14 protein-coding genes are annotated in these 13,962 nt (G+C 31.7%); 5 read left to right on the top strand and 9 right to left on the bottom strand.

Going from position 1 to position 13,962, the window contains the following annotated elements; genetic code table 11:
- Positions 1–50 precede the first annotated feature (50 nt).
- From J8L88_RS10050 to clpX, 4 genes are all read left to right on the top strand, one after another.
- Positions 51–398: a phage holin family protein gene (locus J8L88_RS10050; protein ID WP_027393489.1), complete on the top strand. Its 348-nt coding sequence runs from the start codon at positions 51–53 to the stop codon at positions 396–398.
- An 86-nt stretch (positions 399–484) separates the two neighbouring features.
- Positions 485–1,807: a trigger factor gene (gene tig / locus J8L88_RS10045; RefSeq protein ID WP_118388975.1), complete on the top strand. Its 1,323-nt coding sequence runs from the start codon at positions 485–487 to the stop codon at positions 1,805–1,807.
- 101 nt (positions 1,808–1,908) lie between these two features.
- A complete protein-coding gene (clpP, locus tag J8L88_RS10040; RefSeq protein ID WP_027393491.1) occupies positions 1,909–2,583 on the top strand; it encodes an ATP-dependent Clp endopeptidase proteolytic subunit ClpP in 675 nt (224 codons plus the stop codon).
- A gap of 95 nt (positions 2,584–2,678) precedes the next feature.
- Positions 2,679–3,911: an ATP-dependent Clp protease ATP-binding subunit ClpX gene (gene clpX / locus J8L88_RS10035; protein ID WP_027393492.1), complete on the top strand. Its 1,233-nt coding sequence runs from the start codon at positions 2,679–2,681 to the stop codon at positions 3,909–3,911.
- Between the two features lie 90 nt (positions 3,912–4,001).
- Here clpX and J8L88_RS10030 read toward each other — a convergent pair whose 3' ends face one another.
- Positions 4,002–4,346, bottom strand: a complete 345-nt coding sequence (locus tag J8L88_RS10030; RefSeq protein WP_027393493.1) for a hypothetical protein — start codon at positions 4,344–4,346, stop codon at positions 4,002–4,004.
- Between the two features lie 225 nt (positions 4,347–4,571).
- Positions 4,572–6,104 carry a GH3 auxin-responsive promoter family protein gene (locus J8L88_RS10025; protein ID WP_035085559.1) on the bottom strand — a complete coding sequence of 511 codons (1,533 nt, stop codon included), beginning with the start codon at positions 6,102–6,104 and terminating at the stop codon, positions 4,572–4,574.
- A gap of 125 nt (positions 6,105–6,229) precedes the next feature.
- On the opposite strand from J8L88_RS10025, the gene J8L88_RS10020 reads away from it, so the two are divergent.
- The gene (locus tag J8L88_RS10020) at positions 6,230–7,024 is read left to right on the top strand and encodes a DUF2797 domain-containing protein (RefSeq protein WP_118388976.1); all 795 of its coding nucleotides are present in this window, start codon (positions 6,230–6,232) and stop codon (positions 7,022–7,024) included.
- Here J8L88_RS10020 and J8L88_RS10015 read toward each other — a convergent pair.
- The 7 genes from J8L88_RS10015 to J8L88_RS09985 all read right to left on the bottom strand — a co-directional run bounded on the left by J8L88_RS10015 (position 7,021) and on the right by J8L88_RS09985 (position 13,958).
- The gene (locus J8L88_RS10015; protein WP_211060676.1) at positions 7,021–8,475 is read right to left on the bottom strand and encodes an aminotransferase class V-fold PLP-dependent enzyme; all 1,455 of its coding nucleotides are present in this window, start codon (positions 8,473–8,475) and stop codon (positions 7,021–7,023) included. The genes J8L88_RS10020 and J8L88_RS10015 overlap by 4 nt on opposite strands.
- Positions 8,476–8,572: 97 nt before the next feature.
- Positions 8,573–9,205, bottom strand: a complete 633-nt coding sequence (locus tag J8L88_RS10010) for a LysE family transporter (RefSeq protein WP_027393497.1) — start codon at positions 9,203–9,205, stop codon at positions 8,573–8,575.
- Positions 9,206–9,324: 119 nt separating this feature from the next.
- Positions 9,325–9,771 carry a hypothetical protein gene (locus tag J8L88_RS10005; protein ID WP_027393498.1) on the bottom strand — a complete coding sequence of 149 codons (447 nt, stop codon included), beginning with the start codon at positions 9,769–9,771 and terminating at the stop codon, positions 9,325–9,327.
- An 86-nt stretch (positions 9,772–9,857) separates the two neighbouring features.
- Positions 9,858–11,132, bottom strand: coding sequence for a hypothetical protein (locus J8L88_RS10000; protein WP_051336151.1), 1,275 nt, complete (start codon positions 11,130–11,132; stop codon positions 9,858–9,860).
- 469 nt (positions 11,133–11,601) lie between these two features.
- Positions 11,602–12,042 carry a hypothetical protein gene (locus J8L88_RS09995; RefSeq protein WP_108802186.1) on the bottom strand — a complete coding sequence of 147 codons (441 nt, stop codon included), beginning with the start codon at positions 12,040–12,042 and terminating at the stop codon, positions 11,602–11,604.
- A gap of 31 nt (positions 12,043–12,073) precedes the next feature.
- The gene (locus tag J8L88_RS09990; protein WP_211060675.1) at positions 12,074–13,330 is read right to left on the bottom strand and encodes a hypothetical protein; all 1,257 of its coding nucleotides are present in this window, start codon (positions 13,328–13,330) and stop codon (positions 12,074–12,076) included.
- A gap of 283 nt (positions 13,331–13,613) precedes the next feature.
- Positions 13,614–13,958, bottom strand: a complete 345-nt coding sequence (locus J8L88_RS09985) for a hypothetical protein (RefSeq protein ID WP_147404113.1) — start codon at positions 13,956–13,958, stop codon at positions 13,614–13,616.
- Positions 13,959–13,962 lie beyond the last annotated feature (4 nt).

The following is a 13,962-nucleotide window of genomic DNA, read 5'->3' as shown; positions in this document are numbered from 1 at the left end:
TTATTGTATTGTTTTTTGGTAATTTGAGAATCAATCTAAACCTATATATAATGAAATTCTTATTAAAAATGATTCTCAGTGCAATTGCTGTATTGGTGTTGGCAGAGATTTTACCGGGAGTTAATGTGGATAGTTATGTTAGCGCTCTTATTGTGGCGGTACTTTTGGCAGTTCTAAATGCTGTCGTAAAACCTTTGTTGGTTATTTTAACGCTTCCAGTTACTATTGTTACTTTGGGATTGTTTTTATTGGTAATTAACGCGGCGATAATATTAATAGCAGATCATTTTGTTTCAGGTTTTGGAGTTAACGGTTGGTTATGGGCATTAATATTTAGTGTTTTGTTATCCGTGTTTCAATCTATATTATACTCTATTTTAAAGAAAGATAAAAGCTAACTGTTTTTCAGGAAGTTAAAACTTTGTTGAGTTGTAAAAAAGTATTACTTTTGCAACCCGATTTTTAGTACAAAAAAGTAGAGATAATGAATATTTCAAAAGAGCAATTAGACGATTTAAATGCTGTAGTGACAGTAGATATTGCAAAAGCAGATTATAGCGATAAGGTAGATAACATTCTTAAAGATTATCGCAAAAATGCCAATATTCCTGGTTTTAGAAAAGGCCATGTTCCTATGGGATTGGTAAAAAAGCAATATGGGAGAGCAGTTTTAGTAGATGAGGTAAATAAATTGTTACAAGATGCTCTAAATAAGTATCTAACAGAGGAGAAATTAGATGTTTTAGGAAATCCATTACCGAAAGAGCAAGAAAACTTTGACTGGGATTCTGATGATTATTCTTTTGAGTTTGAATTAGGTTTGGCGCCAAAATTTGAGGTAAAACTTAATGGTAAGAAAGCTATAACACATTACAAGATTGTAGCTAGTGAAGAAATGATCGATAATCAAATCAAAACAATCCAAAAGCAATATGGTAAATTAGTACCAAAGGATGCTGCAGAGAAGGATGATTTAATTGCTGGTACTTTTGTTAACGAAGAAAAAGAAATTAACAATCAAACTACTATTTCGTTAGATAAGATCAAAGGAAAAAGAAACTTAGATAAGTTTATTGGTTCTAAAGTTGGTGATGTACTTACTTTGAAAACAAAGGGCTTATTTTCTGATGATCAAGATTTGATAAATGCGTTAAAAGTTAGTCAAGAGGATGCTAAAGGGTTAGAAGTTGAAGTAACTTTTACTATTTCTGAAATTAACAATCAAGAATTAGCTGAATTAGATCAAGATTTATTTGATAAAATTTACGGTAAGGATACAGTAAAAACTGTTACTGAACTTAAGGAAAAGATCAAAGAAGATGCAGATCGCCAGTTTGTTCAGCAGTCGGATCAGCAGTTGCTAAATGATGTGACAGAAAGTGTACTTGAAAATACTAAATTTGATTTACCTGCTGAGTTCCTACAAAAGTGGATTCAAGCTACTGGAGAGCAACCTTTGACAGAGGATGAGGCAAAAGATGAGTATGAGAAAAGCGAGAAAGGATTACGTTTTCAGTTAATCGAAGGAAAGCTAATTAATGATAATAACCTTCAGGTTACTTTTGAAGAGTTAAAAGAATTCGCTAAAAACCTGATAAAAGGACAAATGGCTCAGTTTGGTCAAATGTCTCCAGAAGATAAAGAGTTAGAAGATATAGCAGCAAGAATTTTATCTAATCAGGATGAGGTAAAAAGGATTTCTGAGCAACTTATGAGCCAGAAATTACTTGGATACTATAAAGAGAATGTTAAATTGAAAGAAAAAGAAGTAAGTTTTGATGATTTTGTAAAAGAAGTTTACAAATAATCAACACATACTAATAAGGAATTTATACTTATATTTAGGGCGTTAAACCAAGTTTTGGTTAACGCCTTTTTTATAAAAACAAAATTTCAGAAAAAGAACATATGAATTACGGAAAAGAATTCGAAAAATACGCTACGAAACATCACGGTATCAATAGTAATTACTATGATCAAATTATAAGTAGTATGTATCCAGTAGGTATGACTCCTAATATTATAGAAGAACGTCAAATGAATGTAGCTATTTTTGATGTATTCTCTCGATTAATGATGGATCGTATTATCTTTTTGGGTACTGGTATTAACGATCAGGTAGCGAATATTATACAAGCGCAGCTTTTGTTTTTAGAAAGTGTTGATTCTTCTAAAGATATACAGATATATATAAATTCTCCTGGTGGAAGTGTCTATGCAGGTTTAGGGATTTACGATACAATGCAATTTATTAAACCAGATGTGGCTACTATTTGTACAGGAATGGCAGCATCTATGGGAGCTGTATTATTATGTGCTGGAGAAAAAGGAAAGCGTTCTGGATTACCTCATAGTAGAGTAATGATTCATCAGCCGCTTGGAGGAGCCCAAGGTCAGGCAAGTGATATCGAAATAACTGCGAGAGAGATATTGACATTAAAAGAAGAACTATATCAAATTATAGCAAAACATTCAGGTCAGACATATGATAAAGTTTATGAAGATAGTGATAGAGACTATTGGATGAAAGCTGATAAAGCTCTTGAGTATGGTATGATTGATGAAATACTTACAAGAGAATAATATATAATTAAAATAAAAGCAAAGTTTATATTTTGCGCCCCTAGTAATGTTTGTTATAATTTTGAATAGCAAACAAGTTTTTGAAATAGATAATTATGCCGAAAGAAGATTTAGAATGCTCGTTTTGTGGAAGAAAAAAGCCAGAGACCAATTTATTGATTGCAGGTTTGGACGCTCACATATGTGATCGTTGTATTGTTCAAGCTCACGGAATTGTTGTTGAAGAGGCTAGAGATGAAGAGACAGGAGAACTGAGCTCTGAATTAATGCTTCGTAAGCCCATGGCTATTAAAAAGTTTTTGGATGAATATGTAATCGGTCAAGAATTCACTAAGAAAGTGATGTCTGTTGCCGTGTATAATCATTATAAACGTTTATTACAGCCAAGTACTGATGATGATATTGAAATACAGAAAAGTAATATCATTATGGTAGGGCAAACAGGTACTGGTAAAACTTTGATAGCTAAAACTATCGCTAAAATGCTAAACGTACCATTAGCAATAGTTGACGCTACTGTTCTTACTGAGGCAGGATATGTTGGTGAAGATGTAGAAAGTATTCTTACACGTTTATTGCAGGCTGCTGATTATAATTTAGAAAAAGCGCAACGTGGTATAGTTTTTATTGACGAGATCGATAAAATTGCACGTAAGAGTGATAATCCTAGTATAACAAGAGATGTTTCTGGAGAAGGAGTGCAGCAAGCTTTATTGAAGCTGTTAGAAGGAACTGTAGTTAATGTTCCGCCAAAAGGAGGACGAAAGCATCCAGATCAAAAGTTTATTGAGGTAAATACAGAGAATATTCTTTTTATTGCAGGAGGGGCTTTTGATGGTATCGAAAATGCTATACAGAAGCGATTGAATATGCAGGCCATGGGATTTAGCGCATCTAAGTCAGAGGATACTATAGAGAAGGATAATCTATTACAATATATAATCCCTAAGGATTTAAAAGATTTTGGGTTGATTCCTGAGATTATAGGGCGTCTTCCAGTATTATCTCATATGAATCCATTGGATAATCATACATTAAGAGCAATTTTAACAGAGCCTAAGAATGCTATCATAAAGCAGTATAAAAAGCTGTTCGAAATGGATAATATCGAATTTACGATTACACCTGGAGCTTTAGATTATATTGTAGAAAGAGCTGTAGAGTATAAGTTAGGAGCTAGAGGATTACGTTCATTGTGCGAAGCGATTCTTACAGATGCAATGTATGAGTTACCAGAAAGTGAAGAAACTGAATTAAGGGTAACTAAAGATTATGCAGAGAAAAAACTAAATAAATCCACTATCAATAAACTTAAAGCAGTTTCATAGAGTAAGTTCTTTACCTAATAGAAATAAAAAACTCCTTAGATTTAATATCTAAGGAGTTTTTTATTGTGCTTTACAATATATGGTTGGTTACTATTCTTCTTCTTCAGAATATAAAGTCTCTTCTATTTTTTTTGAAATAATTTCCTCAGTGTTTTTTATAACAAGATCAGTGCTATCTTTAAGGTTTATATCAAAACCATTTTTAGATATTAAAACTTCATAAAATGCAACTTTAGAAGTCTCTCCGTAACATACATTATCTAGTTTTGTAGTTTTTGCTGTAGTATTGATTGTCGATAAAGATATATGATTACTTATCAAAGGTAACTCTTTAGAAGTGGTATTCTCTTCAATGTTTTTTTCTGTGTTGATTTCCTGTGCACTTGCAGCGATAGAGAACGAAATAAAAACAATACTGAGTAAAAACTTTTTCATATTTGGGACGTTTGTTTTGTAACTAACTGAAAACAAATTTAATATGAAAATAAAGGGTACGAAAGATATTTTTTATTTTTTAGACAAATCGTTTTTTTTTGCCGATGAAATACTTGTTTTTTAACAAAAAACAGAATTTATTACGTATTGTTTTTGTGGTAAAACCGTATTTCTAAAAATAGATTCTGGGAGATTTACTTCGCTAAATTACAATTTATAACATCCTTAAATCGAATAAGAATTTACCTTGTTTAATTGTAATAACTCATCAAGATATTTTCTAGAATTAGAAAGCCTTGGGATTTTATGCTGACCTCCTAATTTGTTATTTTTCTTAAGCCAATCATAAAATAATTGAGGTCTTGCTTTGTTAACCTTTAATATATTTAAAGTAGTGTTGTTATATCTTTTAGCTTCATAATCACTATTGATATTCTGAAGGTTTTGATCTAAGATTTTGGTAAACAGCGTAAGATCTTTAGGCTGTTTTTTAAATTCAATCATCCATTCATGAGCTCCTTTTTCTTTACCTTCCATAAAAATAGGAGCTACTGTATAATCCACAATTTCACAATCAGTATCTTTTGTAGTCTTTCTTAAAGCTTCTTCTGCGTTTTCTATAATCAATTCTTCTCCAAACACATTAATATGGTGTTTAGTTCTTCCGGAGACCTTAATTCTATAAGGATTTATAGAAGTAAAACGTACGGTATCTCCAATTTTGTATCTCCATAGACCTGCATTAGTGGTAATTATAACGGCATAATTGATGCCAATTTCTACGTCACTTAAAGAAATTACTTTTTCATTATTTGTGCCATAGGTATTCATAGGTATAAATTCATAAAAGATTCCATAATCGAGCATTAATAAAAGCTCGGAAGATTCGTTTTGATCTTGAATTGCAAAAAAACCTTCTGATGCGTTGTAGATTTCATAATACTTAAAGGAATCTCCTGGCAATATTTTTTTGTATTGATCAATATATGGTTCAAAACTAACTCCTCCATGGAAGTATACTTCTATGTTATTCCATATTTCGAATAAATGCTCTTGTCCAGTGGTCTCTAGTGCTTGATTTAATAAAACTAGCATCCAAGATGGAACTCCAGCTAGACTTGTAACATTTTCTTGAATAGTCTCATTAACGATCGCCGTCATCTTCGTTTCCCAATCACTCATTAAAGAAACTTCATTGCTTGGAGTTGAGCTATATTCTGCCCAAAAGGGCATATTATCAATGATTATAGCTGACAGATCACCAAAAGAGGTGCCGTTTTCTTTATATAATTCTTTGCTTCCGCCTAACCGAAGACTTTTTCCTGTAAATAGCTTGGAATTTTCGTTGTTATTAAGATACATGCATAATAGATCTTTCCCTGCGGCATAATGACAATCTTCTAGAGATTCTTGGCTAACAGGAATAAATTTGCTTTTTGCATTTGTAGTTCCACTAGATTTGGCAAACCATTTAATTGGGGTAGGCCAATATATATTGTGTTCTCCTAATCTACTCCGTTCGATCATTTCTTCATAATCTTCATAAGATCTAATAGGAACTCGTTCTTTAAAGGTTTCGTAATTATGGATAGAAGAAAAGTCATAGGTTTTGCCAAACTCAGTATTTCTGGCTGTTTCCAGTAGAACATGTAATAATTCTAGCTGTACTTCATTGGGGTACTTAAGGAAGAGCTCCATCTGGTGAAAACGCTTTTTTAAGAACCAGCTAGCTATAGAATTGACTAAAGGGATTGGCATTTTTTGATGTATCTTTGAGCTGAAATTAGCATTAATATGATTGTGTGATTGACTTTCATCGGAAACTAAAATAATAAAAATAATAACATTCTTTTTATAAGATTTAACTTATAACTAAACTTTTTATGCAATATCAGGGAGTACTTACTAAAATGCAGACAGAGATAGGGAGTCCAATTCAGTATTATTTAGTGTTTGATTCGGACTTTATCCATGTAAATCAGTTATTGAATAAATCCTTAAGCATAAAATTTATTGGGTATAAATGTTTGGCTTGCGGCAAAAACAAAAAAATTTATCGACAAGGATATTGTTATGATGATTTTTATAATCAACCTCAGGTTGGAGATTGGGTGATGCGTCCAGAATTAAGTAAGGCACATTTAGGGATAGAAGATAGAGATTTGGATTTTGAGAAAAAAGCTCAACTTCAACCTCATATTGTGTATTTAGCTAATTCGAGTAATATAAAAGTGGGAGTTACAAGAAAATCTCAAGTGCCAACGAGATGGATTGATCAAGGAGCGCACGAGGCAATAGAGATTGTTGAGGTTCCCAATAGATATTTAGCCGGAATTACCGAAGTTGCTCTTAAGGATCATGTAGCTGATAAAACGAATTGGCGTAAAATGCTTAAGAATGAGATTGAAGATAAGGATTTAAAAGAATACCGTGATAAGCTAAAAGAATTCATACCCGAAGAGGCTAAGGAATATTTTATAGATAATAATAAAGAAACAGAACTTGATTTTCCTGTATTGGACTACCCTAATAAATTAAAAAGTTTAAATTTAGAGAAAACACCCGAATACTCAGGAATTCTGAAAGGTATCAAAGGTCAATATCTAATTTTTGAAGATGATACCGTTTTTAATGTTAGAAATAATGAAGGGTATGTGGTACAGTTAACCATGCTTTAATTGACTTCCTCTAAGGAAAGTAAAGCATCTCCATATAATTCGCATTGTTCAATAGTTTCAGTTATGTGAGTAATTGTAGTTCTAGGATTTATTAAACACATTCTTAATACTACTTGCCCTAAAAGCACTGTTGTAACTAATAATGCTTCTCTGGAGTTCATTATTTTTTCAGAGATTTTCTGATTGATAATATCAATTTCTTTTTCAGATAAATTTTTGTCAATTGGATGATACCTGAAATTAATAACGGCTAACGTAGCTGGAGAAATTACTTCCCATTTAGAGCTTTTTCTGAGAATATTTTCAGTTTGTTCTGCTAATTCTATATTGTATTGTATCGCTTTTTTGAAAGAATTTAAACCAAAAGTTTTTAATGACATGTAGAATTTTAGAGCACGAAAACTGCGAGTTAATTGAATCCCGTGATCATAAAAATTGATTTCTGATTCATTTCCCTCGACATCTCGCAAGTATTCAGGTTTTTCGCTAAATGTTCCACTTAGCCAATTGTGGTCTTTTATAAGTAAGCATCCCATTTCATATGGTTGAAAAAACCATTTATGAGGATCTACTGTTAACGAATCTGCTTTTTCAATACCTTTTAGTAATTCTTTCCCATTATCAGCTAATATTGCAGCTCCTCCGTAGGCTCCATCTATATGAAACCATAGCTTTTCATTGGTACAGATTTTTGCAATTTCGTCTAATGGGTCTACGGTTCCTGTATTAGTGGTTCCAGCAGAAGCTATCATACAAAAAGGTTCTAACCCTTGTAGACGATCTTTGGCAATTGCATTTTTTAATTTGTTTAAAGACATTTTAAACTCGAGATCTGTCGGTATAATCCTTATTTGACTTTTTTTGAAGCCAATTACTTTGATCGCTTTAATATTCGAAGAGTGTGCCTGATCCGATAAATAGATTACTGATTTAGAAAAGTCATCTCCGCATTTAATTCTTCTTGCGGTTACTAGAGCAGTTAGATTAGCCATAGATCCACCACTAGTAAAAATACCACCTCCTTGTTTAGTACCAAACCCAAAAATTTCTAATAACCAATTCATGGTAAGAATTTCTAATTCTGCTGCTGCCGGAGAAGCCGCCCAACCACCTGAAAAGATATTGAAACCCGTGGCTATCGTGTCTGCCATTGCGCTTATGTAATTGCTTGGTCCCGGAACGAAAGAAAATGATTTTGGATGGGATACAATCGTACTTTGTGGTATAATCTCCTTCATGACAAAATCAAGAACTTTATTGGCATCGGTAGGGTTGGTTGGAATATCTTCAGTTAGTAGATTATCCATTTCTTCGCGAGTTGCTATTGCTACTGGTTTTTTAGAGTCTTGATTGTCAAAATGTTCTACTATATGATCTATTATTGTATATCCATATTGTGTCATATCATCCTTGGACAATATTAATTCTGGATTTAGGTGGTTTTCCTTCATTGCATCTTTTTATCAAAATCGTATGCAAATGTAGACTGTTTTTGAATATTAAAATAGGTATAAAACAGTTTTAAAAAAGTATATGTTAATTGTGCCTTTAGACTATGAAGAATTTTAATCCCTGAACAACTGAAATTACTATTAAAGCAATTCCAATAATTTTAAATAATTTAGTCTTAGAGTTGTTAGATTTACTTGCCATTTTATTACCCCATTTACTGTATAAATAAAGCGTTCCAATTTTACCTAAGTATATACCAGAAAAGAAAAGAAATAAGGCAATTAGTGGTGTGTATAGCGTAAGCTCAAATAGATGTTTATTGGTTAATGATATTGCTACTATCCAATATATGATAACAGGTGGGTTTAGAAAAGCAAGGGAAAAACCGGTTAAGAATTTAGACTTTCCAAACTTATTTTTTTTAATTTCTTTGACAGTTTCTGTTTTGTTAGTTCTTGCTAAAAAATAAACTCCGATAATTAAGAATATAGAAATAATTACTATCTGAATCCATCGATTGTTTTCAAAAAAATCTGTCAATTCCATACTACAATGTAATGCGAAAAGAGCTAATAGTACTTCGCCAACACCAGCAGCTAAAGCTATTCGGAAAGCTTTTTTTGTGTCTTCTTTAATAGTAGTATTGATTACAGCAATATTTACAGCTCCAAGTGGAAGCGCGCCAGCGATCGAAGTTAATATTCCCAAAAACAGATAAAATGTAATCATGTTTTCTTAGTAGTGAATTCTAAAATACCCTTACAATAATATACGATATTTTATCTATTGCAAAAGAAAAAGACAGTATTAATACTGTCTTTTTCTTAATTTTTTATTTAAACCTCAAGTTAAAAGTTTTTAGTAACTCCGATTCTCATTTTCTTTATGATTTCTTCGAAATATAAAATTGTTAGTATGATTTTTTCTGTATCCGCGTAGGGGACCAGTTCTTCTATAGAATTCTGAGTTACGTTGATTGCTTCTTTGTTAGTTTCTACACTTTTTTTAAGAGATTTTATGTGTCCCGAATCTTCTTTAATTCCTAGGTCGCTTAATCTAACTCCAGGCTCATTAGTAAGAGATAGAAACGGAAGAACAGTAATGATTTCCTTTATACGATCTTGATAAAGTTGAATGAGTTGTCCTTTTTTTAGATCTTCTAAATCACGTATAGTATGAAATTTAGTTATTTGGTCTCTTTGATTGAAAAAAACGGCTTCATCTTTTTGCTGGCCATTGATATAATGGATGGACAAGAAAAAGATGAAACCTACTAATAGTTTTGATTTAAGCATAATTTGTATTGCCGGATTAAATTCGTTTACAGGATTTGGGGAACCTGGGACAAAAAAATGTTATTTTTAATAGGTATGGTCAGCATCTATTGCATTACCATATAATTATTCATTGCCTTTTTAAGATGAAACTTTGGTGCTGATTTACTTGTAGGGTCTTCAAACAATTTATCAACACTAACAAAGTCTTTAGTAAATCGATTGTATTTCAAAATATTTAAAACTCCAGCATTTGGTTTGTAGCTTACTTCTACACCTTCTCCATGAATATTGAAAAAGCTGTTGTCCATTTTGAAAGCTCTTTCTAGTACAGCTAGAGAAGTATATGATTCATCGAATTTTACAACATTAGAAAATCCTGAAATTTTAGAATTGTGTAAATACACCAAAGCAGAATTTGTTGCAGAAATGGCAGACGCCGTATGCATATAATTCGAGTTATCAGATAAATTAACAAAAGTCGAATTAGTAATAGTTACATCAGTAATTGCATTTGGCTTTAAGAATCCTTGATTTTTATCATATCCGTCAATCTCTATAGCAAAAGATCCCTTTGGGCTGTTGATGTATGGATGACGAACTGCCATAAGTTGATCAAGATCTCCTTTAAAACCTTCAGAAATCTGATAATCATCGTCTTCTGCTTTATAAGAAATCATGTTTCTTATGTTGTTATTACCTCCAGTCCAATTAAATGAATCTTGACCTGAATAGCTAACCATTATATGATCTACAATAGAAGCGGCACCAATTCCGAATAACGATAAACCGTTTAATTGATCAGTTCCCTTTGATTTGCTACCTGGGAATTCTATTCTAACATATCTTAGTACTGTAGTTTGTTCATCTGGATTATTTCCTCCATATACGGCATATTGAGGGTTAAAATCTCCTTTTATAATACCATTTCCAGAAACTGAATTTACGTTTCCAGAGCCAGCTATTATGATACCACCCCAATCTCCACTCGCTCTTGATTTAGGAGCTTTGTTAGAGGTAAAAACAATTGGGTAGGCTTCTGTACCAACCGCAATAAGTTTAGAACCTTTACTAATAATTAGATTCGCAGGATTTTCATGATCTCCTCTTATTACGGTTCCTTCTTGTATGGTTAATATTGCATTTCCTATTACATATACATTACCAGATAATAGATACACTGTATCATTACTTAGATAAGTGTCTTCTGCTATAATGTTTGGAAGTTTTTCTTCTGCTTCAGGATAGTTTGTGCTGTTTGGAGTGAAATTGGTCCAACCTTTAGTCCATTTGCTGTCATTAGTATTGAAATCTTGTGCGTTAGAGTTTAAAATAGTAATGCATAAAAGAATAGACGTAATTAAGGCGCATCTTAGTTTCATAAAAGTTTAATTTTGGGGTTAAAATTTAGAAGAAAATTCTCTCTTCTACTTTAGGGTTACTAAGTTAATATACTTTTCTGATAGTTGGTTACGTGTTTACCGTAAAATATGTACGTTCGTCGTCATTTTACATGTAATTATGAAAATTTTAAGAGTATTATTCCTACTTAATAAGATTTTACGGTGTTGATTTTCAGTATTTTATGTATTGTTTAATTATTTAATGAAAAAGATAAACAATAATGATCTTAAAGAGTTTTTTAGTTTATTTTCAAAATCTTTTTTTATTTAAAATATTGATTTCTAAGTATTTGTGTTTTTTACGTTTTTTTGAAATTTGATTAATTTTTCTCCTTTATGTAAATGTTTCATTATTAAAAAAGTAAAATCACGTTTAATTCAGTGAATTATAAACGTGATTTTTGCACCTTTTGTCGATGATTAATTCCCTTTTTGACTGGGCAATAATTTATATATTTCCATCCTTGCCTAATCTCATCTTTTTAATCATTTCTTCAAAATATAAGATTGCCCATATAATGTTATCCGTATCTGAGTAGGGGACTAATTCTTTTACGGTGTTTGTAGTATAAACGAAAGCTCTATCCGCTATTTCATTATTTTTTTCTACAACTTTAATATTATCAGAGTCTTCTTTAATACCAATATCACTTAGACTAGTTCCCGGTTGATTCGATAACGATAAGTATGGTAGTACTATAAAAATCTCTCTTGTTCGTTCCAAGTATAATTCAATTAAGGCTCCTTTATTAAGATCTTGTAGTTCATCTATAGTATGAAATCTATTAATTAGTTTATCATCATTATAGAGGACTCCCTTCTTTTTAGTTTGTGCACTTAAAGTACCTATTGTAAGCACTAATAGTAATAGTATAGTTGTTTTTTTCATGGTTCTTTTTTTTTGTTTGTGGTTGGATTACTTACTGGATTACCATGTAATTATTTAGTGAGTTTTTTAATGAAAAATCTGGGTTTGATTTATCTAATGGATCACTAAATATTTCTTCTGGTTGCTGAAATGTTTTAGTAAATCGATTGTATTTCAAAAGGTTAAATGTGTCATCTTTGATATTGTTATGGGTAACTACACCTTCCTTGTGTACATTAAAAAAGCTATTGTCTAGTTTAAAAGCCGTTTCTATCATTCTAAGGGTAGAAAATGTTTTATCTAGTTTTACTACATCAGAAAATCCAGATATGTTGGAGCTATTAAGATAAAGCTCGCCTAAGTTGTTTATAGAAATTGCAGCTCTAGTGTGGTTGTAATTGCTTTCATCTGCTAAACTAATTAATGTGGCTCCGGTGATATCAATACTGGATAATATTTTGGAATTGTCAAAACCTAGGTTTTTATTATAACCATCTACTTCAATTGCATATGATCCATTATTACTTGTGATATATGGGTGTTTAACTGCTAAAATATTGATAAGCTCTCCTCGGTATCCTTGCGTAAAATCAAAATCATCATCATTTGATTTATATGAGATTAGATTTCTAGAGGTAGAGGCTCCTCCGTGCCATTCGAAAGAATCATCTGCAGAATAACTTATCATTACATTTTCTACCACAGACTTGCTTCCCAGTGCATATAAGGATAATCCATTTGTAGATTTACCTGCATATTCGATTCTTACAAACTTTAATATTGTAGTTTCTTCTTCCATTTTGTTTCCTCCAAATATGGTGTATAGAGGATTAAATTTACCCTTGATACTTCCTTCTCCTTCTACAGTATTGGCTTTACCGGATCCAATAATAGTTATTCCACCCCAATCTCCACTTTTTCTTGAGTTTCTGGATTTGTTAGAGGTAAATACGATGGGTGATGCCTTAGTTCCATTGGCGATAAGTTTAGCTCCTCTAGATACGATGAGGTTTGTTGATTTTTCAGTGTCTGCTTTTATTAGTGTTCCTTCTTCTATAGTTAAAGTGGCATTGTTTACAACATATACATCACCAGAAATAAAGTAGACAATATCACTACTCAAAAAGGTGTCTTCGTTGATAATGTTTGGTAATTGCTCTTCGTAATCTGGGTAATTGGTGTTATTTGGTGAAAAATTGGTCCAATCTTTCATCCATTTCATGGTATTTGGGTTGAAATCATTTTGAGATAAGCCCGAAACTGATATTGTAATAATTAAAAATAAACTTAATATTGCTCTTGTCTTCATAACTTCTTTTTTTAAGTTATACCTTCACTAGATCTTTTGTAGTTGATCAGTTTTTCTATCAAGGTTTGTTAACTAGTAACACCATTTAGTTCGATAAGACGTAATAAAGATTACAGAAAAAATGATTTATTAACATTTTTTTGTAAGAATTAGTAAGTAGAAAGGATTCTTGACTACACTCTTTCTAAGTTATAGTACAAGATTTTTTAATTGAGATTAGTTGAGATAGGATAGGGGGTTTTGGGATAAAAAAAACAGCCATCAGGCTGTTTTTAATATTGTTCTAAAAATTTCCGTTGACTCCGATCCGAATTTTTTTGATCATTTCTTCATAATATAAAATGGACCATATTATTTTTTCAGTATCAGCATAAGGCACGAACTCTGTTATTAAATTACTAGTGCTTCCAAAGGCATCCGTAGTTGTCTCGTGATGTTTTTTTAGAAGTTTTTGATTGTCCGAGTTTTCTTTTATTCCAATATCTGAAAGACTAACATTAGCTTCATTAGTTAATGCTATATATGGAAGTACGGTAATGATTTCATTTGCTCTCTCTATATATAATTTAACAAGTTGTCCCTTTTTTAGATTTTCTAATTCATCAATAGTGTGAAACTTGTTAATCATTGTG

The organism is Aquimarina sp. MMG015 (assembly GCF_018100855.1).
GTDB classification, from domain to species: domain Bacteria; phylum Bacteroidota; class Bacteroidia; order Flavobacteriales; family Flavobacteriaceae; genus Aquimarina; species Aquimarina latercula.
The sequence above is the reverse complement of the archived record's forward strand: the minus strand, read 5'-3'. Positions and strand labels throughout refer to the sequence as shown.